We start from the raw sequence: 24,808 nt of genomic DNA on the forward strand, positions 1-24,808 counted from the left end.
TTATTTCGCTTTCCCCTGCAGCTTGTACACGTACGCGAGAACTTCCGCTACCGCTTTAAACAATTCTTCGGGAATTTGTTGTCCAATTTCAACCTGACTATAGAGAGCCCTGGCCAAGGGCTTGTTTTCCATCGTTACGATCCGGTGTTTTTTGGCCACTTCTCTGATTTTTAATGCAAGGTAGTCTTGTCCTTTCGCTATTACCGTCGGAGCGCTCATGGCACTCGCATCATATCGGATGGCAACCGCGAAGTGCGTCGGGTTCGTAATAATCACATCCGCCTTTGGCAGTTCCTGCATCATCCGTCTGATCGCCATGCTGCGCTGCCTTTCACGAATCTTTCCTTTAATCAGCGGATCCCCTTCTGCCTGTTTGTGTTCATCCTTCAGGTCTTGTTTGGACATCCGTAGATTTTTCTCATGTTCGTAGCGCTGATAGGCGTAATCCAAAACCGCTAAGACGAATAACAGCAATCCGAGGTAAATTCCGAGCTTGGCGACCTCGCCTGCCGTAAAGGATAAAACCGTACCCAAAGACTTCAGAGAGAGCTGCACCACCTGATCTTTGGTGTTCCATAAAATCGTATAGGCAACAAAAATACCCGCGCTGATTTTCAGCAAAGATTTGAGCAGTTCCACGATGGAACGCAGTGAAAAAATACGTTTTGCGCCTTCAATCGGATTTAACTTTTCCAGCTTCATCTGGAGTGGTTCAGTGGTCAGCAACCAACCGACCTGCATGTAGTTCACAGCAAAAGCAACGAGCAGCGAAACTCCTAAAACTGGCCCCACGATTTTGAAAGCTTCAAAAGCTAGCTGCGAAACCATCACCTTCAGATTCTCTTCGTTGACCTGCCACGTCGTGAAGGTTATCAACGACTCGCGCATGATGTTCTGAAAGGTGGCCAGCATGCTTGAGCCGAGCATGATTAAGAGAAAGAAAAAGGATGTCAGTGCAATTGCCGGTGACAAATCCTGACTTTTGGCAACCTGCCCTTTTTTCCTTGCATCTTCTTTTTTCTTGGGTGTTGCTTTTTCGGTCTTTTCCCCATTGAAAAATTGCAAATCAACCGGATAACGAAGCTTGATTCTCATCATGGTGTGCCTCCGAGCATGTTCATCATTTCTGCGAGCGCCCGGAACATACTTTCGAAAAGTCCACTCAAGGTCAGCAGGAAAGCGGGCATCACCACAATCAACAACAGAAAGCCTGCAAGCATTTTAATAGGAAGACCTACTACGAAAATATTAAACTGCGGTACTGATTTCGCGATGATCCCCAGAGAGAGATCCACCAAAAACAATGCGACAACGATCGGTGCCGCCATCATAAAAGCACTGAGAAACATATTTTGAAAGACTTTTACAGCAGTCAACATGACTTGTTCACTGCCAAATGCAGCCCACGCCGCCTCTACAGGGATGGCTTCATAGCTTTTGATGATTCCCCGGATGAGCATGTGGTGTCCATTGATACTAAAAAAATACAGCGTAGCCAGGATGTTTTTGAAGTTACCTGTGATCGGAACGTAAGCCCCTGTCCGCGGGTCGATGACATTGGCCATCGCAAGCCCCATTTGCATGTCCATCAATCCGCCGGCTACCTGAACGGCTACAAACATCAGCTCACAAATGAATCCGAGGATGACTCCTACCAACGCTTCCTTGCACACGTGCAGGATGAAAGTCAAATCCAGAGGAATCTGTCCTTGGACGGGTATGTATTGAAAGCTGATCATCGCCATGACGAAAGCCAAAGCGATCTTGAACTGATTGGGGACGCCTTTGATCGAGAAGAAGGGAGCCGCTACAAAAAAAGCACTCATTCTGACAAACACAAGTAAAAAGATGGGCAGGTACATGAAAAAAAGATTCATAGGCTATCCAACAAATCGATGGAGGTTTCCGAAGATTCCCATCGTAAAATCAAGCATCACTCGCAGCATCCACGGTCCAACAGTCAACAGTGTGATGAAGACCGCCAGGATTTTTGGAATGAATGCGAGCGTCTGCTCCTGAATTTGTGTCGTTGCCTGGAATACGCTGACAATCAATCCGACCAGCAAGGCAATTCCCAGGGCAGGTGCCGATAGCAGCAGGATGGTATAGACTGAGCTCTGGGCAATCTGCATCAATAATTCTTGTGTCATGCTCTCTACCTCCTCAGACCCTCTGGAATGTACCTAAAAACTGATCAAGAGCGATTTAACGACCAAGTACCAGCCATCTACCATGATGAACAACAAGATTTTAAAGGGTAAGGAAATCATGACCGGCGGAAGCATCATCATCCCCATCCCCATCAGAATACTGGAGATGACCATATCAATGACAAGGAATGGAATAAAGATCATAAAGCCGATTTGAAATGCCGTTTTCAACTCACTGATGGCATAGGCCGGAACCAGTGCACTCAGGGGAATATCCTGAATGGTCTTGGGCCTTTCCGACTTGGTATATTCCAGAAATAAAGCCAAGTCTTTTTCCCTTGTTTGCTTTGCCATAAATTCTTTAAAAGGAATCACTGCGGTGTCAAAAGCCTGCTGCTGGGTGATCTTCCCTGCCATGAACGGCTGAACGGCCGTCTCATTGACCTTGCCAAGAGTCGGAGCCATGATAAAAAAGGTCATGAAGAGTGCCAAGGCAACCAGAACCTGGTTGGGGGGCATTTGTTGAGTCGCCAGTGCATTGCGTACAAATGACAAGACGATCACGATCCGGGTAAAGCTCGTCATGAGCAGCAAAATCGCGGGAGCTACAGACAAGACCGTCAAGATCAGCAAGATTTGAATCGCCGAGGACGTTTCCTGCGGCGTCCCAGTTCCGCCGCCAATTTTCAAATCAATGCTCGGAACAAGCGGTGTTCCCACGGGAGCTGCCATTACGATGTTTGGCAAAGCCAGCAGCACAGCGGCAATCACGAGCACCTGCAATACATGTTTCATTTTAGGTCCCCTCTGTCCTGAGCATCCTCTTTGGTCCATACATCCGTTTGAATCGGTCGTTTTTGGACTTCATTCCACTTTCCTTTCAGAAGGTCTTGGAACGATCGCCCATCCACATCCGACGCATACAAGATTTCTTCTTCGACCGGCTTCTTTTTCCCAAATGGCAGCCAGCTTACGGAGAATGGGGAAGACATCGGCTTGATTTCTGCATCAGATAAAATGAGATCAGCTTCTTCACCAGGTTCGATCATTCTGAGGAGTTGGACATTTTCACCGACTCCGACGATATAGAGAGTCTCGCCAATCATGACAACCTGCATCGTCTTTCCATTTCCAAGCGCAGCTGCTGAAATGACTTTAATCGGTCCCTGACTCTGTCCCATTTGTCTTTTGCCTAAAAATCGAAGCAACAGGTAGATGAGCACAGCGATGAATCCGAGTGAGAAAATAACTTGCAGCAAGTATCCCCACATACTGCCGGATCCGCTGCCCGGAATGGCCGCCGGCTGTTCGCCGCCGGCGGGCGCATTGCTCTTTGGTGCATTCCCCTGGTTGTAGGAATCAGCGACAGTACCTTCAGCTGAAGCCGTGACAGGAAGGGAGGCGACAAGCAGCATGATGAGACAACAAACCCAGATGAGCCCTGTCCCTACATTCCGGAATTTCATCATTAGCTCAATGTCTTCTTGATCGCTTCCAATACGCGATCAGCTTGGAACGGCTTCACGATGAAATCTTTTGCGCCCGCCTGAATCGCATCAATTACCATGGCTTGCTGACCCATCGCGGAGCACATGATGACGCGTGCGTTCGGGTCGATCTTCTTGATTTCCTTCAAAGCGGCAATACCGTCCATTTCCGGCATGGTGATGTCCATGGTGACCAGGTCAGGCCCCAGTTCTTTGTATTTCTCGATCGCCTGTGCGCCGTCGCTCGCTTCCCCAACTACGCTGTAGCCGTTTTTAGACAAAATCTCCTTGATCATCATGCGCATGAATGCTGCATCATCCACGATTAATACTTTGTTTGACATGATTAGCTCCTCCCAATGCTTCACTGTTGAATGGATTATTGTAATTTTTGAACTCGATCGAACTGACTGATGATATCTGTGACACGTACACCGAAGTTTTCATCGATTACGACTACTTCACCCTTGGCAATCAACTTGTTGTTTACCAAAATGTCGACATGCTCACCTGCCAGCTTGTCCAACTGTATAATTGATCCAGCAGACAAGTCAAGGATTTCTCTGATTAATTTCTTGGTGCGTCCAAGCTCGACTGTCACTTGCAAAGGTATATCGAGAAGCAGGTTTAAGTTTTGCTCGTCTCCCCCTACCATAGGAGCACCACCAAGCGGCGCAAATTGCGCTGGTTTCACGTTTGCTTGGCTAGCGGCAGGTCCTCCAAAATGCTGTGGAGCCTGAGGCACAGGTGCCTGTGGATAGGCCGGAGGATACGGAGCATAACCTGGTGGCATCGCATGCTGCATGTATGGATCTGGGTAGGCGGGCTGTCCCGGGTATCCCATCGGTTGTGCGTACATAGGCGGTGGTGCGTAACCCATCGGAGGCTGTTCATACATAGGCTGAGGCTGCGGTGGTGCAGCTGGTGGCACGTATGCATGTTCAGGCTGTGCTTGCGGTGTCGCAGCCGGTGCAGCTGGTTGGGGAATGGCTGGTATGCTTGGCATTTCAACGACGGCTGCCGCTGCTGCGACCTCTTCCTCCGTACCGCCGACGAGTCGATCGATCATCTTTTTCGCGAAGGAAAGCGGCAAAAGCTGCATGATGTTTGAGTCAATCAACTCACCCTGCTCACCCACTTTTAATCGGAACGAAACTTTGACCAACGGACTGTCGTCATCCTTAAAGCTGTCCCCGCCCTTTCCTTGAGCAAGATCCATCACGTCGATACCAGGTGGAGTAATGTTGATGAACTGGTTAAAGATCGTCGACATCGACGTCGCAGCAGAACCCATCATCTGGTTCATGGCCTCTTGTACAGCGCTGATGTGCAGCTCAGAGAGCTCTGTGTTGTCTGGATTTCCCCCGCCACCCATCATCAGATCGGCAATCACTGCTGCGTCTTCCATGCGGATCACAAGCACGTTCTTTCCTACGAATCCGTCTGTGTACTCCACGTGTACGGCGACGTGAGGGATGGGGAACTCGCTTTCCAGCTCGCTCACGTTCACTACGGTAACCGTCGGGGTCGTAATGTCAACCTTTTGGCTGAGCAGCGTAGATAGCGCTGTCGCTGCGCTGCCGAATGAAATGTTTCCGATTTCTCCGAGAGCATCCTGTTCAAATGGGGATAGGTATTCGGCAACATCCTGACTGACTACCGAATCAGCTTCCTCTTCATCCTCTACCAAGTTGTTCGCGCGGAGCAGCGCGTCAATCTCGTCCTGAGAAAGCATGTCTCTACTCATTGTGTTCCTCCCCCTCCTCTATGACTTCATCAATCTGCACGGCAACTTTCCCTTTAAGCGTACCCGGCTGTCCGAGGAATTTCAGATGGCTGCCGATTTTGATTTTAAGCTTGTTATCGATCGACTGATCCAGTTGAATGACATCACCTTGTTGAAGCTGAAGAAAGTCTCTGACCGAAATCGTAGCCGTTCCCATCTCTGCGACAATCGGCAGCTTCGCCGTCTTTACCCGCTCTTCCACGCGGAGACGCTCTTCTTCGTCCCGCGTCTTTTTCTGCTTGGAAAACCAGTATTGTCCGGAAAGCTTCGTCATGATCGGCTCGAGAACGACGTGCGGCAAGCACAGGTTGATCATGCCGGTCGTATCCCCGATTTTCGTGCTGAATGAAATTACGACGACGATTTCATTGGGAGAGACGATCTGCATAAATTGCGGATTCATCTCCAGGCCTTCTTGGTATGGATCTAGTTCGATAATTTGTTTCCATGCCTCGTGGAATGTGTCCAGCGCTTTGCCAAACACACGCTCCATTACCGTTGTTTCAATTTCCGTAAGGGCGCCCATTTTTTCAGGTATCGCACCCTGCCCACCCAATAGACGATCGAGCATGGTGTAAGCGATGTTAGGATTCACTTCCAGGACCATTCGACCTTCCAATGGCGGCGCTTCAAAGATGTTGAGAATAGTCATCTTGGGTATGGAACGAATAAACTCGTCATACGGTAATTGATCGACGGAGGCAACCGTAATTTGCACGAAGGTACGGAGCTGAGCGGAAAAATACGTCGTCAACAGCCGCGCGTAGTTTTCATGAATACGCGTCAGACCACGGATCTGATCTTTGGAAAAACGCAACGCACGTTTAAAGTCATATACTTTAACCTTGCGCTCAGTCTCTTCTTTTTTCAGCTCGTTAGCGTCCATCTCCCCCGATGAGAGAGCAGCCAACAGTGCATCAATCTCACTTTGTGAGAGAACCTCGGCCATCTATCGTCACCTCCTTGCTATGTATACCTGCATCGCTGCCCTAGGACAAGACACGTTTGGTCGTCACTACTTGCACGATTTTACCTTCTTGCATCAGGGAGCTGATTTCATTCATGATCTTCGCTTCCAGCTTGTTGACGCCCTCAGTCCCTTTGATGTCCTCCGGTGTCAAGCCTGCCAATGTTTTGATGATGACTTGATTGATCTGCGGCAGCCGCTGCTCCAGCTCTGTTTTTGCATCAGAGTTATCTGCTGTAATCGTAAAGCGAACGATCATGTAATTGTTCGTCAGCAAATTGGTTGTAATTTCCCCCGTATCCACGGAGTATTCTTTCATCTCTTTCGCAGAGAGTGGTTCGATTTCTTTTTCCGCACTGCTGGCAGACTGAGATGTCGGAGAGAGATAGGTTTGCCAGAGCACGAACGAAATTACGCCCAGAAGCGATATCGCGATGATAATGATTAGAGCCATGTTAAACAAACGATTTTGAAACATCGCAAAGCCTCCCGCTATTCATTTGCATCGTCCGGCATTCTCGGAGCACTACTGGCCGGAGGAACATTTTGATAAAAGGCTCGGACACGTTCTGCGATTGACTCTGCCGAATCTTTGACGATGTACTTCCTGTCGTTGAACAGAGTAATCACCGTATCGGGAGTAGCCTCCACCGTCTCGATATGCGTGATATTCAGATAAAAAATCGCACCGTTAAATCGTGTCAACTTGATCATCAGCTGCTCCTTTCGGCAGGGAGCAAGGGAGCAGCTTTATGCCGCTTCCCCATGCTCATCCGTTACGCGATTAGCGTTTCAGGTTTACGAGTTCTTCCAAAACCGAGTCGGAAGTCGTGATGATGCGAGAGTTTGCCTGGAAACCGCGCTGTGCAACGATCATTTCGGTAAACTCCTCTGACAAATCGACGTTGGACATTTCCAGCTGACCTGCGATGATGCTCACTCGTGCATCGGTCGCGTTGGTTGGTGTCATCGGATCGTCGTCACGAGCACCGGCGTTGACAGTGTTTTCATACAGCGAGTTTCCGACCTTTTTCAGTCCGCCTGGGTTGTTGAATGTCATCAGACCAACCGTGTTGTCGGAAGCCAAAGCCCCGGTATCGTCGACGGTAGTAATCACACCGTCTTTCCCAATCGAGTAGGAAACAATGCCGTCAGCCTGATTGAGCTGAATCGCTCCACCGTCCGAGTTCATCAGTTTCATCCCTTGGGGGTTGACCAGGAATCCTTGAGCATCACGTGTGAAGTTACCCGCACGTGTATAGTACATGGTCGCTCCATCGTCGGGGCTTACCATAAAGAATGCATCCCCTTCGATGGACAGGTCCGTTGGCAGGTTGGTAGTCATGGGGCTGCCTGCGGAGAAAACCGTGTCAATCGACCCGATCGATGCGCCGAGACCGATCTGAGTCGGGTTCGTACCTCCTTTTCCGCCATCTGTAGGAGCGCTTGCACCCTGGATGTTTTGACTCAGGATATCCTGGAACATGACACGACCTTTTTTAAAGCCTACCGTATTTACGTTTGCGATGTTATTCCCGATCACGTCCAGTTTCGTCTGGAAACCACGCAAACCCGAAATACCCGAGTACATAGAACGAAGCATAATTTGTATCCTCCTCTGCTTTTTCCTCGTTACGATTACCTCTGTCGGTCGGTAACCGCTGGGCTTCCTCATGCGAGGTCCAGCCCGCATGTTGCTGCATACTACACGAAGATGGCACTGTCGATATTGGTGAATACATTGTCTTTCATGCTGCCATCGTCGACAGCCGTGATGATCTTCCGGTTTACGATGCTCACGACGTACGCCACATTATCCATCAGAATGAGAGACTCTTTTGCACCTTTGGCAGCGGCTTTTTGGACAGCCGTTTCCAAACGTTCCATTTGAGGGGCATCTAATGTGATTCCCCGTTCCCTCAGACGATTGACGGCGTGCTGGCTCACACTGAGCGGCTGCGCTTTTGCCCCCAGTGATTCCGTCAAAAACTGTTGAAACGATATGCCGCTTCCCTGAGCTGTCTGGGCAGTAGCTTTGTTGACGTGATTCGTTTTCGGAGGGAAGTAGGTTTGCGATACACGAAACTGGTTCATCGTGTTTCCTCCTTTATTCCATTCCTAGACGATATCGTTGATGCCTCGTGCGGTTTCACGCAGGCGATTCCATAACGATTCTGTCGATTCTGTGTTGTCTACCAGAGCATCCAGTGCGAATTCCTGATCTTCCTGCTCGTCCCTCTTGCGGTTGTGATCCTGTTGTTGTCTAGCCTGTTCTCGTTGCTGCTGGAATCCAAATGTCGCTTCCTGCTGTTGATTCACTTCGAGGCGATCTACTTGCAAGCCCTGCTGGGTCAGTGCGGCCCGAAGCTGCGGCAGCTGGTTGTCGAGCAAATCTTTTCCTGCTTGTGTTTCCGCTGAGAAGTGCGCGGTAATGACGCCATTGTGCGATGTGATCGTCACATCCACTTGACCCAGCGACTGCGGGTTCAAGATCAGCTTGGCTTCGTGAAGCCCATTCACCTGTGTCAGCTTCATTTGCTTCACAAAAACCTGTGTCACTTGCTGGGTCAATTGATTGGCGTGAACTTGATGGAAAGGCACGTTCGCTTGCTGCTGAGCCTGGCTTGTTTGCACCTGATTCGTCGTTGTTACTTGGCCTTGTGTGGTGCCGAACGGCATACCACCGTTTTCCTGGCTATCCTGATTCAACAAGCCTGAATCCTGCAAGACTGGTTGCACCGATTGAGATGGAATGCCTGCTTCTGCTTTGTACGCGGACAGCCCTTGATGAAAACGCAATGGTTGAATGTTTTTGTTTGCGTCCTGCTGTAAGGTGCTTCCGTTTCCGACAAGATCCGAGCGTAGGATTACCGTGCTTTTCTTCCCTGTCTCTTGCTCACTTTTCTGGTTTTTCAGGGCATCTAGAAGCTGAGTGAGCTTTTCCATTTCCTCTGATGTCGGATCGCCATTCGTCAGCTTGGATAGAAGCTGCTTCCAATCTTCTGTGATCTGAGGAAATTGACCTTGCGCTTTCTGAAGCAGCTGGTCGATTGCACCAGCTTTTTCTTCCATCTTAGAGGCAAGCTCATCCGGAAGTTTTTGGCCCGTCGCGAGCATCTGGGCCATCAAGGCCATCAGCTCTTGCAAAGCTTCCATGTCCTCATCATTCAAACCATCTGGCGCAATAGCAAGCTCATCCGATGCTGGCATGTTCTGCAAAGCCTGAACCATTTGCATCGAGAACAGATCTCCGAGGCCTGCACTGCCGCTTCCTGTCGTGTTTCCCGCAGACGCCGTTACCGTTCCGGAAGCACCTACCGGGGTTGCCACATTCGCTACATTCATCTCATTCACCTCCCTTATGTATTTTTGTTGCTATGAAAACGATAGCAGATCAGCTTTCGCCGTCTTTTATCGAAGCAACTCCTCGGTAATGCGCGCTGCCAGGTTGTCGTCTTTCTTCTTGTCTTCCTGTGCGATCGCTGCGAGAGTTTGTGCCCGTTTATCATCCGGCATGTCAGACAAGATCGAGATGGCTCTCGCCTTGTTTGTTTGCATCAAGGACCGGATCACTGCAGCAGAATCAGCTGCCGGCATTTGGGCGAAGGAATTGATCAAGGATTCCTTGGTGTCGCTGTTGCTTCCTGAGCTGTTCCTGGTTTCACTCAATGCTTTGCTCAACACCTGCACTCTTTCTTGCAAAGCAGCAATGTCATCATCTTTGTTCACTACCGAATCCTTTAGCATGATGGAAATGTCAGCCGCTTTTTTCGGATCCATTTTCGACAAAATGTCTGCACGCTGGGTGGGTTTCATCTTGGTCATGACGGTTACCGATTCTTCCTGGCTGAGGTTTTCTATGATCGCTGCTGCATTTTTTGCAGACATGGTGGTGTATACCTTTGCCAAATCCGCAAACTGCTGCTGGCGCTCCTCTTCTGTGGCACGCTTGTCTTCCATCATCTTTTGAAGATCCTGCACTTGTTTTTCCAGCGCCTGGATGGTGGCATCCTTCTTCGCCGTTTCTTCCTTTAATGAAGAAACAGCTTGCTGACTTTTCAGTTGATCATTTTGCAGGGTAGAAACTTGCTTGGTTAATTCTTCTTTCGGATCAGAGCCGGGAGCCGCTGCATATTCGTCTGGGACCAGTTTTTCCACATACGGTACAGACTTGGCCCAATGGAGCACGTTCCCCAGCACGTTGACCCCCAGCAAACTGAGAAGCACACCGCCAAGGAGACTGGCAAACAATGCAGGAATGACAATCATGTAAAAAAACCATTCCCAGCGGCCGTACTCCCGTTCTTCTTGGATCTCTTCCATCTGGTACCTCCCTCAGTTGCTTCGACGAAGATAGAGCTGGGTGCCGATTTCGTCCAATTCTTTTTGTTCCCGCTGCTTTTGCATGTCCATGAATTGAGTGTGGGACCGCTCTCTCAGACGCTGCCAGAGCTGGGATTCCTTCATTCTCTCCGTCAATCGAGACTGACAGCGTTCCACATCTTGCTCGCATCCATGCAAAGTCCGCTGCTGATTTTTGATCGATCTTTCTACGGATTGCTTGTACTGCGTGATCTGAATGAGCTGCGCAGCACTGCACGTTTGCGTCTGCGCATTTTGGAGGAGCAGCGACATTTCGTCATGATGCTCATGAAGGCGAAACAGCTTCCATTCTTCTTCATTTTTTCGCTGGACGGACTTGCCGAAGGCCCATTCCGCCTGTTCTTTCTCCTTTTCTTTCAGATCCAGAACTTTTTGAAGATGAAACTGAAACACAGCCACGTTAGTTCACTCCTCCGAAATTTGCGGTCAACGCTTTTATCGCACTCTCTAAGGTTGAAGGTTCATGAGTTCCCTGTCCGGTAAAATCGCGGATGACATCCCGATAGCGGATCGCCGCATCAATTTCCCGATTTGTACCCGGCTTGTACGCTCCGATATTAATGAGGTCTTCTGCATCCCGAAAGGTTGCCATATGCCTCTTTAACTGCCTCGCTGCTTCCATGTGATTATCACTGACAATTTCCGTCATGACCCGGCTGACACTGGCCAGCACATCTATCGCGGGGAATTGTCCCTTGTGTGCGATTTTTCGATCTAGAACGATATGACCGTCTAGAATCCCGCGCACGGCATCGGCGATGGGATCATTCATGTCATCCGAATCCACAAGCACCGTGTAAAAGGCCGTGATACTTCCTCGGTCAGCCGTCCCCGCTCTTTCCATCAGCTTTGGCAATAATGCAAACACGGAAGGCGTATAGCCTCGAGTGGCTGGTGGCTCGCCAATCGCCAGCCCCACTTCCCTCTGTGCCATCGCAAAGCGCGTAACGGAGTCCATCATGAGCATGACGTTCATGCCGCGGTCCCGGAAGTATTCAGCGATCGAGGTGGCAATCATGGCCCCTTTGATTCGAATCATGGCAGGTTGATCGGAGGTGGCTACCACGACGACTGATTTCTTCAGTCCTTCTTCCCCAAGATCACGCTCGATAAACTCCATGACTTCACGTCCGCGCTCACCAATAAGGCCGATCACGTTGATATCTGCAGTTGTATTTCTGGCAATCATTCCCATGAGCGTACTCTTCCCGACCCCTGAACCTGCGAAAATCCCTACGCGTTGTCCTTTCCCGATGGTAAGCAGCCCGTCGATAGCACGAACGCCTACACTGAGCGCTTCCTTGATCCGCGGCCTGAGGATGGGATTCGGCGGCATGTTGTTCGTAGGGTAGGTTGTGAGCCCAAATGGTAATGAGCCTTGAAAGGGCCGACCCAGCCCATCCAGAACAGAACCTAGTATTTCAGGCCCTACTTTCACCTCCAACGACCTTCCCGTTGCAACGACATCACATCCGGGTCCAATCGCTGTCAGCTCACCCAGAGGCATGAGCAGTACTTTGTTTCCACGAAACCCTACGACCTCTGCGATGATCGGCTCCTGGCTATTGCTAGGAAACAGGTTACAAATCTCCCCGAGCTTCACCTCGGGTCCCTGCGACTCGATGGTGAGTCCTACGACTTGTGTGACCTTTCCGTTCACTCGCATGGGATCTACTCCCATCAGGGCGTGCTTGTACTTCGAAAGATCGATGATGCTCATGGGGCTTCACTTCCTCGGGCGATTTCGAGCAAAGCCTGCTTGATCTCGGACAGCTGGGTATCCACTCGCGCATCCACGCTGCCCAATGGGGTCCGTACGACGCATCCGCCATCTTGCACGGTATAATCCGGGTATATGGAGAGCTCTGCTTGTCCATCGAGCAGCTCCAGCAGCTGTGCCCGATGATCTTGGACGTAATCGTAATGCTTGTGATTCACGCATACCGTTATATGTCCGTGGACTCTGGAGCGACGCATCACTTTTTTTGCGATTTCGAGCACGTGCTCCGGAGAATGCTGCAGCTCTGTCGTAATGACTTTTTTCGCAATCTCGGTACTCAGTTCCACCAGAAACGGTTCGGCTTCTGCAAGGATTTGCTTTTTCTGCAAAAATGCATCTTCCAGAAGCTTCTTCGCTTTTTTGATCGCTCCCGTTTCTTCTTCATACGCTAGCTGCTTTCCAGCTTCATAACCGGCTTCATGCCCTTCTCTGCCGGCTTGTTCGTGTACTTCTTGGAACAGCGCCGCGGCGTCCATCCGCTTTTGCTCCCACCAGTTCTCGATTTCTAGCAATGCGTTTTGCTTTGCTTGTTCCGCTTGCTCTACGGCTTGTTGCAATATTTTTTGAGCGGTTTCTTCCGCGTCCTGTATGATGATTTGCGCCTCCGATTCGGCTGCGCTTAAAATTTTTTGATTTTCTTGCAACCTTTCAGGATCAACTTCCGTCTTTAGTGGTGACGGCGTTACTGCAAGGAGCACAGAATCGTCTGAAGGCTGATAAAAAGAGGCCTTGATGATCCTAGACAATGATATCATCTCCTCCACCGCGAGCGATGATGATCTCACCGGCTTCCTCTAGGCGACGGATAATGGCAACGATACGGGATTGTGCTTCTTCCACGTCGCGAAGTCGAACAGGCCCCATGAACTCCATTTCTTCTTTGAAGGTGTCGGCCATCCGTTTGGACATGTTGCGGAAAATAACCTCACGCACTTCTTCGCTCGACACTTTGAGTGAAAGCTGAAGGTCTGCATTCTCCACATCACGGATGACACGCTGGATGGAACGGTTGTCCAATGTAGCAATGTCTTCGAACACGAACATGCGCTTCTTGATTTCTTCTGCCAGCTCTGGGTCTTGAATTTCCAAGGAATCCAGGATCGTGCGCTCGGTTCCTCGATCGACACCATTGAGTACAGCGACAATCGCTTCAATACCACCCGCTTGCGTGTAATCTTGCGTAACAGTGGCAGAAAGCTTTTGCTCCAAGACTTGCTCTACCTGGGCAATCACTTCAGGCGATGTACTGTCCATCATTGCGATTCTCTTTGCGACTTCTGCCTGACGTTCTTGAGGCAGTGCGGACAAGATCATTGCTGCTTGCTGAGCTTCCAAGTAAGACAACACCAATGCAATTGTTTGTGGATGCTCATTTTGTATAAAGTTGAGGATCTGACCAGGATCCGCTTTCCTAGCAAAGTCAAACGGTCGCACCTGCAGGTTGGCGGTAAGACGATTGATGATGTCCATTGCTTTCGTTTCGCCCAAGGCTTTTTGCAAAATTTCTTTGGCGTACGTAATACCACCTTGTGAAATGACTTCTTTCGCTACTGCGATTTGATGAAATTCGGCTAAGATTTTATCTTTTTCATCGGTATCCACTTTTCGGACATTGGCAATCTCCAATGTCAATTGCTCGATCTCATCTTCACGCAAGTGCTTAAACACTTGGGCGGAGATTTCCGGCCCGAGTGAGATGAGCAGGATAGCCGCTTTCTGTCGTCCAGTCAACTCTTTAGCGCCGCGAGCCATTATCTTTCACTCCTTAGTCTTCTGCTAACCATGTACGAAGCAGTACAACAAACTCATCCGGCTTGCTTTTCGCCAATTTTTCCAACTGCTTCCTGACCACGACCTGATCCCCGTCTTCTTGATACATCAAATCCGGGATTTCCATCGGCTGCGTAGGTGACAGCAGATCTACTTCTTCTTCCTCGAGCTGTTTTGCCTGTTTACGTCGGCGGAGTAAGAGGAATGCCACGGCCGCAAGAGCGAGTACCGCAATACCTCCAACTGTCCAAAGAACGGCAGGGCTCAGAGAACTGGAGTCTTCCACAGCTACTTTGCCAGAGAATTGACGCGGCAGGACGGAAATATGCTTGTCCAGCTCTTCCTGTGTCAGCTCAATTCCTTCGTTGCTAAGCGTCACACGCACAACATTGCGCAAGACTTGCTTGATGCTTTCAATCGTCGCATCGTCCAACGTGCCACCTGTTGGCGGCTCAACCCCTACGTTGATCGTTACGTCTTCAATTTTGTACGGGCTCATCGTGACGTTGCGAGTGATTCGATTCACTTCACGGTTAATGGTGTCATTCAGTTCTTCGTAATTGCTGTTGCTTCCCGCCGGCGTGCTAGCAGGGTAACTCGGAACGGCGTTTGCACCTGTACCTGCGACTCCCCCTGGAGGAGCACCTTGACCGGAAAATGTCTTTGATAATTTTTGAGATGAGATAATAAGTCCTTCGTTGTTTTCTTTGTCAGGGGCTTCCACGAGATTTTCTACGCGGTTTTCCTTATCAAAGTTCATTTTGATGAACGTATGGACGATCACTTTGTCTCTACCCATGATCGTTCCGAGTAGGTTGTACAGATTTTGCTGAATTTTTTTCTCTACCTCTGCTTTGATCTCTTCTTGCTGCTTAAAGCCGCTCAGCGTTCCTTCATTTTCGTTCGTATCCGCGCGCTCCAACGGGTTGGAATATTGGTCGGTGATCGCGATCGCTTCCATCGGAAGTTTTGGAACACTTCGAGATACTAGAAGATACAGAGAGTTGATTTGTTTTTGATCCAAAGTCGTACCCGGCTCCACATCAACGATCACGGATGCGGTCGCTGTGTCAGGAGTTTCCGTTACCCAAACGCTTTCTTGCGGCAGAGTAATCATTACCTGCGCATTGCGTACTCCCTTTACTCTCTCCAGCATCTTTCGCAATTCCTGCTGAAGGGCTTCCTTTTTCATCACATCGAATTGACGATCTGTTACACCCAATGTGTTGGAAAAGACCTCCGAATTAATTCCCGCCTCGCTCGGTATTCCTTGTGCTGCCAAGTCAACTATGACATCCTGAGCCATTTTTTCAGGAACCTCGATGCCTGTCCCATTTCCTGTAATGCGATAAGGAATTTGTGAGCTCTCCAGCTCTTGTTTGATCGTTCCGATTTCTTGTTCACTCAGTCTCTGATTGTAGAGCGGTGTGTACACCGGCTGTGATGCAATGTATATGTATAGTCCGAGTGAGATGAGCAGAAACAAGGAAATTCCTGCGATCATCCATTTCTGTTTTTTGGAAAACTGGTTCCATTTTGACGCAAGCTGTTCTCTGAATACTGCTATACGTTCGTTCATGATTCACCTCTCACAGGATACCAACAACAAATCATATCGACATTCGCATAATTTCTTGATAAGACTCGATCACCTTGTTACGTACCTGTAAGGTCATCTGCAACATGTTCGAAGCTTTTAAACCGGCAACCATCACTTGATCAATGCTGTCGATTTGACCTGCAGCAAACTTATCGCCCAAAACAGCCGATTCCACTTGTGCCTGGTTGACTTGATTCATCGCATCCGAGAGAAAAGATCCAAACTCTTTCGTCACTTGAGCTGGAGTCTGCGTTTTGGCCGCACTTGAAGTCTGAATGGGGCTTAACCCTGAAATCGTGTTGATCTCCATCGATTACTTTCTCCCTCTCTATCTGATTTCCAAGGCTTTCATCATCATGTTTTTCGTTGCGTTCAACGCGGTGATATTCGCCTCGTACGAACGGGAGGCAGAAATCATGTCCACCATTTCTTTCATCATGTCCACATTCGGCATGAGAACGTAGCCGTCTTGGTCAGCATCTGGATGAGAAGGATCATACACCCGTTTGAACGGGGTCTCATCTTCCTTGATGGCTGTGACTCTGACACCCTGGTCACCGTTTTTCCCAGTAATGTTTCCAACTGCCGCTTGAAGCAGATTATCAAACGACTCGCCGGATTTGGGAGAAAGCTCCACCATTTTTCGCTTGTAGGGTTGCCATACGCCATTCACGAAGTTAGCTCTGGTGGTTTCCGCGTTTGCAATGTTGGAAGCGATCGTATCCAGACGAAGCCGGTTGGCTGTCAGTGCCGAAGCACTCGTGTTGATTCCCTGAAATAGACTCATTCCCTATTTCCCTCCACCGTCAATTACGCTTCTTATTTTTTGGTAAGACCCTGATGTTAATTGAGTGAGACCGCTGTACCAGATCTGGTTTTTAGCCAGTTCGGTTTGCTCCGATTCCAAATCGACATCATTTCCATTGTTCTGCACGATGTTGTTTGGATTGGAAACGATCTGCGGCATTGCGAATCCTCCCGCATTTGCGAAAGGAATATGCCTCTCATTTGTACGGTACGCTTCCAGCTTTTGCTTTCCCAGCGCACCAGATAATTCCTGTTGTAAGTACTCTTCGAAAACGACCTGCTGGCTTTTAAATTGTGGGGTATCTATGTTGGCCAGGTTGTTTGTAATCGTTCTGTGTCGAAGGTTTGCAGCATTCATCGATCGCTCGAGGATCTGCGTATGATAACTTCCCAGCATCGCTTCTTCTCCCCCATTTGTTTCCTGCTCAGATTCGCTAAACCGCTATAATTCTTCCATATTCGACATCTAAGATACGTTACAATCATAGCAAAACTGGTATAGCGAAAAAAGCCCCTTTTCATGACGATTTTCAAAATGATTCAATGGCACTAAATGCCTGATCCTTCCTGATTTTTTACTGCATTTTACAATTGTTCATGGAAAAATCCCATATATTTGAAAGGGGAAACGACAGATAATTCGCCATTTGCAACCTTATAAATATGTCGGAATATGTTGAAATTAGGTATTAAGTCCCATAACAAAAGGTGTAGCACAGAGTCGCGCTACACCTTTTGTTTAATTTTATATAACTTTTTTGCCTTGCAAGATTAAGAGGTTTTTAATTTCTCCAGCTCAGGCAGCAGCTTTTCATTCAATACCTTAATGAAGGTACCCTTCATCCCAAGGGAACGCGACTCGATTACGCCCGCACTCTCCAGTTTGCGAAGAGCGTTTACAATCACAGAACGAGTGATGCCTACACGGTCAGCGATTTTAGAAGCAACGAGCAGGCCTTCTTTACCTTCGAGCTCTTCAAAGATGTGTTCTACAGCCTCCAGTTCACTGTAAGACAGGGAACCGATCGCCATTTGCACGACTGCTTTGCTGCGAGCTTCTTCTTCAATTGCTTCGGAACGCTCACGCAAGATCTCCATACCTACTACGGTGGCACCTACTTCAGCCAGGATCAAGTCGTCATCGACGAATTGGTCATTGATTCGGCCGAGAATCAGCGTACCCAGACGATCTCCTCCACCCATGATTGGTACGAGTGTCGTCCAGCCGGTACGGAACACTTCTTTCATTTCCACAGGGAAAATGGTGTATGGGCTATCCACATCCAGGTTAGCGGAAGTTTCCTCCACTTTCAGCAGGCCTTGGCTGTAATCTTCCGGGAAACGGCGCTCTTCCAGCATTTTGCGGATACGCGCGTTGTCCATCTCTTGGTGAATAGCAAACCCGAGCAGCTTGCCTTTGCGGCTGACAACAAATGTATTTGCTTCAATTACATCGCTCAACACTTGTGCCATTTCATTGAAATTCACGGCATGCCCTGCAGATTTTTGCAGCATGCGGTTAATTCTTCTTGTTTTAGACAGTAGATCCATCTTGTATTTCCTCCCAATGTATAGGTGATGCTATCCGATTCTTTACAGGATATATTGACTTAAATCCTTATTACCCGCGATATTACCCAGTTTTTCCCGGACGTAATCAGGGGTGATTTGTACAACTTCCAAATGAATGTCTGGCGCTTCGAAGGACAGGTCCTCCAAGAGCTTCTCCAGAATGGTGTGCAAACGTCTGGCCCCGATGTTGTCAGTGCTTTGGTTTACCTCCGCTGCCAAGCGGGCGATTTCCTGGATGGCTTCCGTGGTGAATTCCACCCGAACGCCCTCCGTCTCCAATAGGGCAATGTACTGCTTCAACAGCGCGTTTTTGGGCTCTGTCAAAATCCGTACAAATTCTTCTACCCGGAGACTGGTCAGCTCAACCCGAATGGGGAAGCGTCCTTGCAGCTCTGGAATTAAATCTGATGGTTTTGCCATGTGAAATGCCCCTGCTGCGATGAACAATACGTAATCCGTTTTAACCGGACCGTATTTGGTCATGATTGTCGAGCCTTCCACGATTGGCAAAATGTCGCGCTGTACCCCTTCTCGGGAAACATCTGGACCACGGCCATCCTTGCCTGCTATTTTGTCGATTTCGTCGATAAAGATGATCCCGTGATTTTCAGCTCGACGGATGGACTCCTGCGTAACTTCATCCATATCCACCAGTTTTTGCGCTTCTTGTTGAATTAATACCTTTCGCGCATCTTTTATTCGCAATTTTCGTTTCTTCGTCCGTTTTGGCATCAGGCTACCCAGCATATCCTGCATTTGCATCCCCATTTGTTCTGTACCCGGAACCTGGAACATGTCAAACATCGTGGGAGATTGATCCTCCACATCGATCTCGATCATTTGCTCTTCCAATTGGCCGTTTGCCAGCTGCCATGCCATCTGTCTGCGCTGCTGCTCGACAGAAGCATCTTCAGGGTCCTGCGTTTGGGATTGCTGCTGCTGCTGCTGTCCACCGAAGAGCATTTCCAGAGGATTTTTGAAAGAGCTTTGCTGTTTGCGCGATGGAACGAGTACGTTTACGATCGCTTCATGTGCAAGCTTTTCCGCTTTTTCCTTTACGGATTCCATCTTTTCTTGCTTCACGGTACGAATCGAAGCCTCTACCAAGTCACGAACCATGGATTCTACGTCTCTGCCCACGTATCCCACTTCCGTGAATTTGGTCGCTTCCACTTTGATGAAAGGAGCACCTGTCAGCTTGGCGATGCGCCGTGCTATCTCCGTCTTACCGACACCAGTAGGTCCAATCATCAAAATATTTTTCGGGATCACATCTTCAATCATTTGCTCCGGCAAACGGCTTCGGCGATAACGGTTGCGCAAAGCCACAGCAATTGCTTTCTTGGCTTGTGCTTGCCCGACGATGTATTTGTCCAAATGCTCAACGATCTTACGCGGGGTTAATTGCTCAAGATTCAGCACAGTAACGTCCTCCCTTTTGCTCAATTCAATTCATCCACAACAAGGTTGTTGTTCGTGAAGACGCAAATTTCTGCAGCCGTATGAAGAGAAGCTTCTGCAATTTCTCTTGCGCTGAGGTGGGGAGCATACTTTTTCAGTGCCCGTCCAGCAGCCAATGCAAAGCTGCCTCCGGAACCGATCGCCAATATCCCATCATCGGGTTCAATAATTTCACCGTTTCCAGATATGAGCAGTAGGTGGTCTTTGTTAAGTACGATCATCATTGCTTCGAGACGATGTAACACTTTGTCCAAACGCCATTCTTTTGCCAGCTCGACGGCTGCTCTTTGCAGATTGCCGTGATATTCCTCCAGCTTGCCTTCGAATTTCTCGAATAGCGTGATGGCGTCTGCCACAGATCCAGCGAATCCAGCCAAGACTTCTCCACGATAGAGCCGTCTCACTTTTTTCGCACCATGCTTCATGACCATGCTGTTGCCAAATGTGACTTGACCATCTCCGGCCATCGCTACGGATCCATTATGCTGTATGGCAAAAATCGTTGTGGCATGAAACTGTCCCATGACTGATTCCTCCCGTTTAGTTACGATTGGCGGAACCGGTATCGCGCGTTGTAGCACGCGGATGAGCGGTGTCGTAAACGTGGCGTAGCCTCTCTTTTGTCACATGTGTGTATACCTGCGTCGTCGATACATTTACATGACCGAGTAATTCCTGCACCGTACGGAGGTCAGCGCCCCCGTTCAACATGTGAGTAGCAAATGTATGACGGAACGTATGAGGTGAGACATGGAGATGAAGCGCGTAGGTTTCAACGTATTTGTCTACCACGCGGCGAACACTTCGATCTGACAACGGCTCACCACGGTAATTGACCAGTAGATATCCATGCTCCTTGTTACCAGCCAATAGTTTTTGTCTTCCATACTCTAGGTATTGCCTAAGAACGTCGCAGGCATAACTTCCTACCGGCACATATCGCTCTTTTGCCCCTTTTCCATAAACGAGCGCGACGCCCATGCTCGGATTGATCGAATCCAGTGAGAGAGTGACCAATTCCGTTACACGTATGCCGCTAGCGTACAACAGTTCAAAAATCAGCCGATCCCTCACCCCGAGAGGAGTGGACATGTCAGGCAGATCAAAAAACGCTTGAACTTCTTGTGGATACAAAAAGGTAGGAAGTTTCTTCTCCATTTTCGGAGTCGAAACGAGTTGGAAAGGATTTTGTTCCAATTGACCTTCACGCAGCAAAAATCGATACAGGCTTCTCAAGCTCGAAAGCTTGCGGGCGATACTTCGCCTGGAGAGACCTTTTTTCGCCAGATGCGCGAGAAAGGAGCGACCATGCAAATAAGAAACAGCAGCAAATACGGTGATTTGGTGCTGTTCCATAAAAGCGACAAATTCGCGGATATCTGCCACGTACTGCTTCACCGTGTGAGGAGAGGCGTTTTTTTCAACTTGCAAATAACGGGTAAACATCGCAATTTCCGCAGAGTTCTGTTGCGAAATGTCCATACGGGATGCACCCTCCTCGAAGCACCTATATAGTAACACAGTCGAAATTCGGATATCAACGTAAATTGTGTCGTTCTTGTGTAAAATTCTGAATTGTATCTAGCGCCCGCTCAGCGAGTTTTTCGTTTTTCTCACGCTTGTTTCGAATCCGTTCCGGCAACTCAGGAACAAGTCCGAAATTCGCATTCATCGGCTGAAAATGCTTCGAATCTGCCGTGGTGATATAACGAGCCATACTTCCCATAACCGTCTCCGGAGGCAGGACCAGCAGTTCCTCCCCTTTTGCCAGTCGAGCCGCATTGATCCCGGCGAGCAATCCGGAAGCTGCAGATTCCACATACCCTTCGACACCCGTCATTTGACCTGCGAAGAACAAAGTATCCCTGTCTTTATATTGATACGTTGGTTTGAGCAGTTTAGGCGAGTTGATGAACGTATTTCGGTGCATGACACCGTAACGAACGATTTCGCAATTCTCCAGACCAGGGATCAAGGAAAAGACACGCTTTTGTTCCGGCCACTTCAGATGCGTCTGAAAGCCTACGATATTGTAGAGCGTTGCTGCTCCGTTATCCTGCCGCAGCTGCACAACTGCATAAGGCTTTTTACCTGTACGCGGATCCGTAAGGCCCACCGGCTTGAGCGGTCCGAAAAGCATGGTTTGGCGTCCGCGCTTTGCCATCACTTCGATAGGCATGCAGCCTTCAAAAAAGACCTCTTTCTCAAACTCCTTGAGTGGAACTGCTTCTGCCGCAATCAGCTCATCATAGAAGCGGTTAAATTCCTCTTCGGACATCGGGCAATTCAGGTAGGCAGCCTCCCCTTTATCATAGCGTGAGGCTACAAACACTTTTTCCATGTCGATGGAGTCTTTTTCCAGAATCGGCGCAGCCGCATCGTAAAAGTAGAGGTAATCCTCACCTGTCAATTTTCTGAGCTGCTCGGACAAAGCCGGGGAAGTCAGGGGGCCTGTCGCGATTACGACAATCCCCTCTGGAATTTCAGTGATTTCCTCAGAGACTACTTCGACCAGCGGATGGTTTCGCACAGCTTGCGTCACGTAATCCGCAAATTCATGACGGTCTACGGCCAGTGCTCCGCCAGCAGGTACGGCGCAGCGATCCGCAGCTCCAATAATCACGGAACTGAATCGACGCATTTCTTCCTTTAATACGCCAACCGCATTCGTCAAGGAATTGGCGCGGAGAGAATTGCTGCAAACCAGCTCTGCAAACTTGTCGGTATGATGCGCCGGTGTCTGCGTTTTCGGTCTCATCTCATATAGTTTCACGGGAACACCGGCCTCGGCGATCTGCCATGCCGCTTCACTTCCTGCCAGCCCTGCGCCCACTACGGTGATTGCTTTTTGTTCTGTCATGATGGTAATCCTCCAAGCTTTATCAGTCTGATCAGGAATCTGCTTCTTCCTGATAATCGCATTTGGTGCAAACAACGCTCACACCTTGCTTTTTGCGTTTCTTTTCCACGAGCATGCTGGAACACTTCGGGCAAGGACGGGCAATCGGTTTGTCCCATGAAACAAAATCACATTCCGGATATCGGTTGCAGCCGTAAAAAATACGGCTCTTCTTAGATTTACGTTCAATGATCTCTCCGGTTTCACAATGTGGGCATTTTACTCCCGTTTCTTTTACGATCGGCTTTGTATTGCGGCATTCCGGGAATCCGGAGCATGCGAGAAACTTGCCGAAGCGACCGAGTTTGTAGACCATCACACGTCCGCACAGCTCGCAATTTTCATCGGATTCTTCGTCCTTCAGCTCGACTTCTTTCATTTCCTCTTCCGCAAAGGCTACACGTTTGGCGAAGTCCCCGTAAAACGCATCAAGCACTTGAACCCAATTCGCGACGCCTTCTTCGATGTTATCGAGGCCATTTTCCATATGTGCGGTAAATTCCACATCCAGAATCTCAGGGAAAAATTCTTCCATCAGCGTGATGACGATCTCTCCTAGCTCGGTGGGGACGAAACGTTTTTCCTCGAGGGCGACATAGCCGCGTTTTTGTACGGTTTCGAGGGTGGGGGCGTAGGTAGAAGGACGACCGATCCCTCTTTCCTCCAGCGTCTTTACCAGACGTGCTTCGGAGTATCGTGGAGGCGGCTGTGTAAAATGCTGTGACGGTTCGATCTCTTTTTGCTCGAGCCTTTGCCCTTCTTCAATCGGAGGCAGGAAGCTTTCTTCCTCTGTTCCGTCATCATTTCCTTCGATATATACCTTCATAAAGCCAGGAAACTTTACCTTGGAGCCTGTCGCACGGAAAGTCACTTCTCCTGCAGCGATGTCCACACTCATCGTGTCTAATACAGCCGAAGACATTTGACTCGCGAGGAAACGCTCCCAGATCAATCGATAAAGACGCAGCTGATCACGAGACAAAAACTCTTTGATTTCATCTGGCGTCCGCATCACAGCCGTAGGACGGATCGCCTCGTGCGCATCCTGAGCATTTTCGTTTTTCGCTTGTGTGCGCGGTTCAGACAAAATGTATTCAGGTCCAAACTTCTCCAGGATGTATTCTTTTGCTTCCTCTTGAGCGGTTGCGGAAATGCGTGTGGAGTCCGTACGCATGTAAGTGATCAGACCGACAGCGCCTTCCTTGTTGCCGACGTCAATCCCTTCATAGAGCTCCTGAGCGATCCTCATCGTCTTGGCCGTACGGAAATTCAGCTTGCGGGCTGCTTCCTGTTGCAAGGAACTGGTGATAAATGGGGGTGCCGGATTGCGTTTGCGCTCCCGTTTCGTCACTTTTTGAACCAAGTACGGCTGATCGGCCATACGCTTGTAAACTTCCTGAACGTCCGCTTCCGACTTCAGCTCGATCTTTTCATCTCCATAGCCGTAAAACTTCGCTTCAAACTCTTTGCCATTGCTTATCAGCTTGCTCGCGATTGTCCAGTACTCTTCTGGAATGAACTGTTGAATTTCCCGTTCTCGGTCCATAATCAGTTTCACGGTAACGGATTGTACACGACCTGCACTCAGGCCCTTGCGCACTTTTTTCCACAAAATCGGGCTGATGTTGTAACCAACCAATCTGTCCAAGATGCGGCGTGCCTGCTGCGCATTAACCAAATCCATATTAATGTGCCTCGGGTGTTTGAAAGCTTCCTTGATGGCATCCTTGGTAATTTCATTAAACACAACACGAAGCGGCTGATCCAAATCCAGCCCCAAGTATTGTGCAAGATGCCAGGCAATAGCTTCCCCTTCGCGATCCGGGTCGGCCGCCAGATAGACTTTCTTCACTTTTTTGGCGGCATCCTTCAGGGCTTTCAATACGTCGCCCTTGCCGCGGATGGTTATGTATTTGGGTTCAAAGCCACGTGTAACGTCTACACCTGTTTGGCTCTTCGGGAGATCGCGTACATGACCCATAGAAGCTTTGACAATATATTTGCTACCCAAGTATTTTCCAATGGTTTTCGCTTTCGCAGGGGATTCTACGATTACGAGCGTGTCAGCCATTTTTTTCCTCCCCTTTTAGTAAGGAATCTTCCCTATTATTAAATATGCTCATCCGATTTGTCAAACACTTGCCGT

At 49.0% G+C, this 24,808-nt stretch carries 28 protein-coding genes; all 28 read right to left on the reverse strand.

Features of this window, described 5'->3' with window-relative positions; all coding sequences use genetic code 11:
- Positions 1-1,098, reverse strand: a complete 1,098-nt coding sequence (gene flhB, locus JNE38_RS17845; protein WP_203254994.1) for a flagellar biosynthesis protein FlhB — start codon at positions 1,096-1,098, stop codon at positions 1-3.
- Complete coding sequence (fliR, locus tag JNE38_RS17850) at positions 1,095-1,877, reverse strand: flagellar biosynthetic protein FliR (protein WP_203254995.1); 783 nt, start codon at positions 1,875-1,877, stop codon at positions 1,095-1,097. Before fliR ends, flhB begins: the two co-directional genes overlap by 4 nt.
- Positions 1,878-1,880: 3 nt before the next feature.
- Complete coding sequence (gene fliQ, locus JNE38_RS17855) at positions 1,881-2,150, reverse strand: flagellar biosynthesis protein FliQ (RefSeq protein WP_203254996.1); 270 nt, start codon at positions 2,148-2,150, stop codon at positions 1,881-1,883.
- A 33-nt stretch (positions 2,151-2,183) separates the two neighbouring features.
- Positions 2,184-2,945 (reverse strand): flagellar type III secretion system pore protein FliP, encoded by a 762-nt coding sequence (fliP, locus tag JNE38_RS17860; RefSeq protein WP_203254997.1) that lies wholly within the window; start codon positions 2,943-2,945, stop codon positions 2,184-2,186.
- Positions 2,942-3,619 carry a flagellar biosynthetic protein FliO gene (locus tag JNE38_RS17865; protein WP_203254998.1) on the reverse strand — a complete coding sequence of 226 codons (678 nt, stop codon included), beginning with the start codon at positions 3,617-3,619 and terminating at the stop codon, positions 2,942-2,944. The genes fliP and JNE38_RS17865 overlap by 4 nt, the downstream gene beginning before the upstream one ends.
- Positions 3,619-3,981: a response regulator gene (locus JNE38_RS17870; protein WP_203254999.1), complete on the reverse strand. Its 363-nt coding sequence runs from the start codon at positions 3,979-3,981 to the stop codon at positions 3,619-3,621. Before JNE38_RS17870 ends, JNE38_RS17865 begins: the two co-directional genes overlap by 1 nt.
- 35 nt (positions 3,982-4,016) lie before the next feature.
- Positions 4,017-5,384: a flagellar motor switch phosphatase FliY gene (gene fliY / locus JNE38_RS17875; protein WP_203255000.1), complete on the reverse strand. Its 1,368-nt coding sequence runs from the start codon at positions 5,382-5,384 to the stop codon at positions 4,017-4,019.
- Positions 5,377-6,372, reverse strand: coding sequence for a flagellar motor switch protein FliM (gene fliM / locus JNE38_RS17880; RefSeq protein ID WP_203255001.1), 996 nt, complete (start codon positions 6,370-6,372; stop codon positions 5,377-5,379). The genes fliY and fliM overlap by 8 nt, the downstream gene beginning before the upstream one ends.
- Before the next feature lie 40 nt (positions 6,373-6,412).
- Complete coding sequence (locus tag JNE38_RS17885; protein ID WP_203255002.1) at positions 6,413-6,868, reverse strand: flagellar basal body-associated FliL family protein; 456 nt, start codon at positions 6,866-6,868, stop codon at positions 6,413-6,415.
- A gap of 14 nt (positions 6,869-6,882) precedes the next feature.
- The gene (locus tag JNE38_RS17890; protein ID WP_203255003.1) at positions 6,883-7,104 is read right to left on the reverse strand and encodes a flagellar FlbD family protein; all 222 of its coding nucleotides are present in this window, start codon (positions 7,102-7,104) and stop codon (positions 6,883-6,885) included.
- Positions 7,105-7,174: 70 nt separating this feature from the next.
- Positions 7,175-7,993 carry a flagellar basal body rod protein FlgG gene (gene flgG / locus JNE38_RS17895; RefSeq protein WP_203255004.1) on the reverse strand — a complete coding sequence of 273 codons (819 nt, stop codon included), beginning with the start codon at positions 7,991-7,993 and terminating at the stop codon, positions 7,175-7,177.
- Positions 7,994-8,094: 101 nt separating this feature from the next.
- Positions 8,095-8,484: a TIGR02530 family flagellar biosynthesis protein gene (locus tag JNE38_RS17900; RefSeq protein WP_203255005.1), complete on the reverse strand. Its 390-nt coding sequence runs from the start codon at positions 8,482-8,484 to the stop codon at positions 8,095-8,097.
- Between the two features lie 24 nt (positions 8,485-8,508).
- Positions 8,509-9,735, reverse strand: a complete 1,227-nt coding sequence (locus tag JNE38_RS17905; RefSeq protein ID WP_203255006.1) for a flagellar hook-length control protein FliK — start codon at positions 9,733-9,735, stop codon at positions 8,509-8,511.
- A 66-nt stretch (positions 9,736-9,801) separates the two neighbouring features.
- Positions 9,802-10,713 (reverse strand): MotE family protein, encoded by a 912-nt coding sequence (locus JNE38_RS17910; protein ID WP_203255007.1) that lies wholly within the window; start codon positions 10,711-10,713, stop codon positions 9,802-9,804.
- A gap of 12 nt (positions 10,714-10,725) precedes the next feature.
- Positions 10,726-11,172: a flagellar export protein FliJ gene (gene fliJ / locus JNE38_RS17915; protein WP_203255008.1), complete on the reverse strand. Its 447-nt coding sequence runs from the start codon at positions 11,170-11,172 to the stop codon at positions 10,726-10,728.
- Between the two features lies 1 nt (position 11,173).
- Complete coding sequence (gene fliI / locus JNE38_RS17920; protein WP_203255009.1) at positions 11,174-12,493, reverse strand: flagellar protein export ATPase FliI; 1,320 nt, start codon at positions 12,491-12,493, stop codon at positions 11,174-11,176.
- Complete coding sequence (locus JNE38_RS17925; RefSeq protein ID WP_203255010.1) at positions 12,490-13,308, reverse strand: FliH/SctL family protein; 819 nt, start codon at positions 13,306-13,308, stop codon at positions 12,490-12,492. Before JNE38_RS17925 ends, fliI begins: the two co-directional genes overlap by 4 nt.
- The gene (fliG, locus tag JNE38_RS17930; protein ID WP_203255011.1) at positions 13,292-14,305 is read right to left on the reverse strand and encodes a flagellar motor switch protein FliG; all 1,014 of its coding nucleotides are present in this window, start codon (positions 14,303-14,305) and stop codon (positions 13,292-13,294) included. The genes JNE38_RS17925 and fliG overlap by 17 nt, the downstream gene beginning before the upstream one ends.
- A gap of 13 nt (positions 14,306-14,318) precedes the next feature.
- On the reverse strand, positions 14,319-15,902 hold the full coding sequence (fliF, locus tag JNE38_RS17935; RefSeq protein ID WP_203255012.1) for a flagellar basal-body MS-ring/collar protein FliF: 1,584 nt from the start codon (positions 15,900-15,902) through the stop codon (positions 14,319-14,321).
- 31 nt (positions 15,903-15,933) lie between these two features.
- Positions 15,934-16,233, reverse strand: coding sequence for a flagellar hook-basal body complex protein FliE (gene fliE, locus JNE38_RS17940; protein WP_203255013.1), 300 nt, complete (start codon positions 16,231-16,233; stop codon positions 15,934-15,936).
- Positions 16,234-16,251: 18 nt separating this feature from the next.
- Positions 16,252-16,710, reverse strand: coding sequence for a flagellar basal body rod protein FlgC (gene flgC / locus JNE38_RS17945; RefSeq protein ID WP_203255014.1), 459 nt, complete (start codon positions 16,708-16,710; stop codon positions 16,252-16,254).
- A gap of 3 nt (positions 16,711-16,713) precedes the next feature.
- The gene (gene flgB / locus JNE38_RS17950; RefSeq protein ID WP_203255015.1) at positions 16,714-17,127 is read right to left on the reverse strand and encodes a flagellar basal body rod protein FlgB; all 414 of its coding nucleotides are present in this window, start codon (positions 17,125-17,127) and stop codon (positions 16,714-16,716) included.
- A 374-nt stretch (positions 17,128-17,501) separates the two neighbouring features.
- Complete coding sequence (codY, locus tag JNE38_RS17955; protein WP_203255016.1) at positions 17,502-18,281, reverse strand: GTP-sensing pleiotropic transcriptional regulator CodY; 780 nt, start codon at positions 18,279-18,281, stop codon at positions 17,502-17,504.
- Between the two features lie 42 nt (positions 18,282-18,323).
- Positions 18,324-19,724 (reverse strand): ATP-dependent protease ATPase subunit HslU, encoded by a 1,401-nt coding sequence (gene hslU / locus JNE38_RS17960; RefSeq protein ID WP_275296582.1) that lies wholly within the window; start codon positions 19,722-19,724, stop codon positions 18,324-18,326.
- A gap of 20 nt (positions 19,725-19,744) precedes the next feature.
- The gene (hslV, locus tag JNE38_RS17965; protein ID WP_203255017.1) at positions 19,745-20,287 is read right to left on the reverse strand and encodes an ATP-dependent protease subunit HslV; all 543 of its coding nucleotides are present in this window, start codon (positions 20,285-20,287) and stop codon (positions 19,745-19,747) included.
- A 16-nt stretch (positions 20,288-20,303) separates the two neighbouring features.
- Positions 20,304-21,245, reverse strand: coding sequence for a tyrosine recombinase XerC (gene xerC / locus JNE38_RS17970; protein ID WP_203255018.1), 942 nt, complete (start codon positions 21,243-21,245; stop codon positions 20,304-20,306).
- A gap of 55 nt (positions 21,246-21,300) precedes the next feature.
- Positions 21,301-22,623 carry an FADH(2)-oxidizing methylenetetrahydrofolate--tRNA-(uracil(54)-C(5))-methyltransferase TrmFO gene (gene trmFO / locus JNE38_RS17975; protein WP_203255019.1) on the reverse strand — a complete coding sequence of 441 codons (1,323 nt, stop codon included), beginning with the start codon at positions 22,621-22,623 and terminating at the stop codon, positions 21,301-21,303.
- A gap of 31 nt (positions 22,624-22,654) precedes the next feature.
- Positions 22,655-24,733 (reverse strand): type I DNA topoisomerase, encoded by a 2,079-nt coding sequence (topA, locus tag JNE38_RS17980; RefSeq protein ID WP_203255020.1) that lies wholly within the window; start codon positions 24,731-24,733, stop codon positions 22,655-22,657.
- Between the last annotated feature and the right edge of the window lie 75 nt (positions 24,734-24,808).

The organism is Brevibacillus choshinensis, assembly GCF_016811915.1.
In the GTDB taxonomy this organism is placed as follows: Bacteria; Bacillota; Bacilli; order Brevibacillales; family Brevibacillaceae; genus Brevibacillus; species Brevibacillus choshinensis_A.

Coding starts and splice junctions, on each gene's coding strand:
- fliY (WP_203255000.1), bottom strand. CDS start 5,384: ATGAGTAGAGACATGCTTTCTCAGGACGAGATTGACGCGCTGCTCCGC.
- flhB (WP_203254994.1), bottom strand. CDS start 1,098: ATGATGAGAATCAAGCTTCGTTATCCGGTTGATTTGCAATTTTTCAAT.
- fliM (WP_203255001.1), bottom strand. CDS start 6,372: ATGGCCGAGGTTCTCTCACAAAGTGAGATTGATGCACTGTTGGCTGCT.
- fliF (WP_203255012.1), bottom strand. CDS start 15,902: ATGAACGAACGTATAGCAGTATTCAGAGAACAGCTTGCGTCAAAATGG.
- JNE38_RS17885 (WP_203255002.1), bottom strand. CDS start 6,868: ATGTTTCAAAATCGTTTGTTTAACATGGCTCTAATCATTATCATCGCG.
- JNE38_RS17905 (WP_203255006.1), bottom strand. CDS start 9,735: ATGAATGTAGCGAATGTGGCAACCCCGGTAGGTGCTTCCGGAACGGTA.
- trmFO (WP_203255019.1), bottom strand. CDS start 22,623: ATGACAGAACAAAAAGCAATCACCGTAGTGGGCGCAGGGCTGGCAGGA.
- fliQ (WP_203254996.1), bottom strand. CDS start 2,150: ATGACACAAGAATTATTGATGCAGATTGCCCAGAGCTCAGTCTATACC.
- JNE38_RS17865 (WP_203254998.1), bottom strand. CDS start 3,619: ATGATGAAATTCCGGAATGTAGGGACAGGGCTCATCTGGGTTTGTTGT.
- fliG (WP_203255011.1), bottom strand. CDS start 14,305: ATGGCTCGCGGCGCTAAAGAGTTGACTGGACGACAGAAAGCGGCTATC.
- flgB (WP_203255015.1), bottom strand. CDS start 17,127: ATGCTGGGAAGTTATCATACGCAGATCCTCGAGCGATCGATGAATGCT.
- fliI (WP_203255009.1), bottom strand. CDS start 12,493: ATGAGCATCATCGATCTTTCGAAGTACAAGCACGCCCTGATGGGAGTA.
- JNE38_RS17870 (WP_203254999.1), bottom strand. CDS start 3,981: ATGTCAAACAAAGTATTAATCGTGGATGATGCAGCATTCATGCGCATG.
- fliP (WP_203254997.1), bottom strand. CDS start 2,945: ATGAAACATGTATTGCAGGTGCTCGTGATTGCCGCTGTGCTGCTGGCT.
- topA (WP_203255020.1), bottom strand. CDS start 24,733: ATGGCTGACACGCTCGTAATCGTAGAATCCCCTGCGAAAGCGAAAACC.
- JNE38_RS17900 (WP_203255005.1), bottom strand. CDS start 8,484: ATGAACCAGTTTCGTGTATCGCAAACCTACTTCCCTCCGAAAACGAAT.
- JNE38_RS17925 (WP_203255010.1), bottom strand. CDS start 13,308: ATGATATCATTGTCTAGGATCATCAAGGCCTCTTTTTATCAGCCTTCA.
- JNE38_RS17890 (WP_203255003.1), bottom strand. CDS start 7,104: ATGATCAAGTTGACACGATTTAACGGTGCGATTTTTTATCTGAATATC.
- flgC (WP_203255014.1), bottom strand. CDS start 16,710: ATGAGTCTATTTCAGGGAATCAACACGAGTGCTTCGGCACTGACAGCC.
- codY (WP_203255016.1), bottom strand. CDS start 18,281: ATGGATCTACTGTCTAAAACAAGAAGAATTAACCGCATGCTGCAAAAA.
- fliR (WP_203254995.1), bottom strand. CDS start 1,877: ATGAATCTTTTTTTCATGTACCTGCCCATCTTTTTACTTGTGTTTGTC.
- xerC (WP_203255018.1), bottom strand. CDS start 21,245: ATGGACATTTCGCAACAGAACTCTGCGGAAATTGCGATGTTTACCCGT.
- hslV (WP_203255017.1), bottom strand. CDS start 20,287: ATGGGACAGTTTCATGCCACAACGATTTTTGCCATACAGCATAATGGA.
- flgG (WP_203255004.1), bottom strand. CDS start 7,993: ATGCTTCGTTCTATGTACTCGGGTATTTCGGGTTTGCGTGGTTTCCAG.
- fliE (WP_203255013.1), bottom strand. CDS start 16,233: ATGGAGATCAACACGATTTCAGGGTTAAGCCCCATTCAGACTTCAAGT.
- JNE38_RS17910 (WP_203255007.1), bottom strand. CDS start 10,713: ATGGAAGAGATCCAAGAAGAACGGGAGTACGGCCGCTGGGAATGGTTT.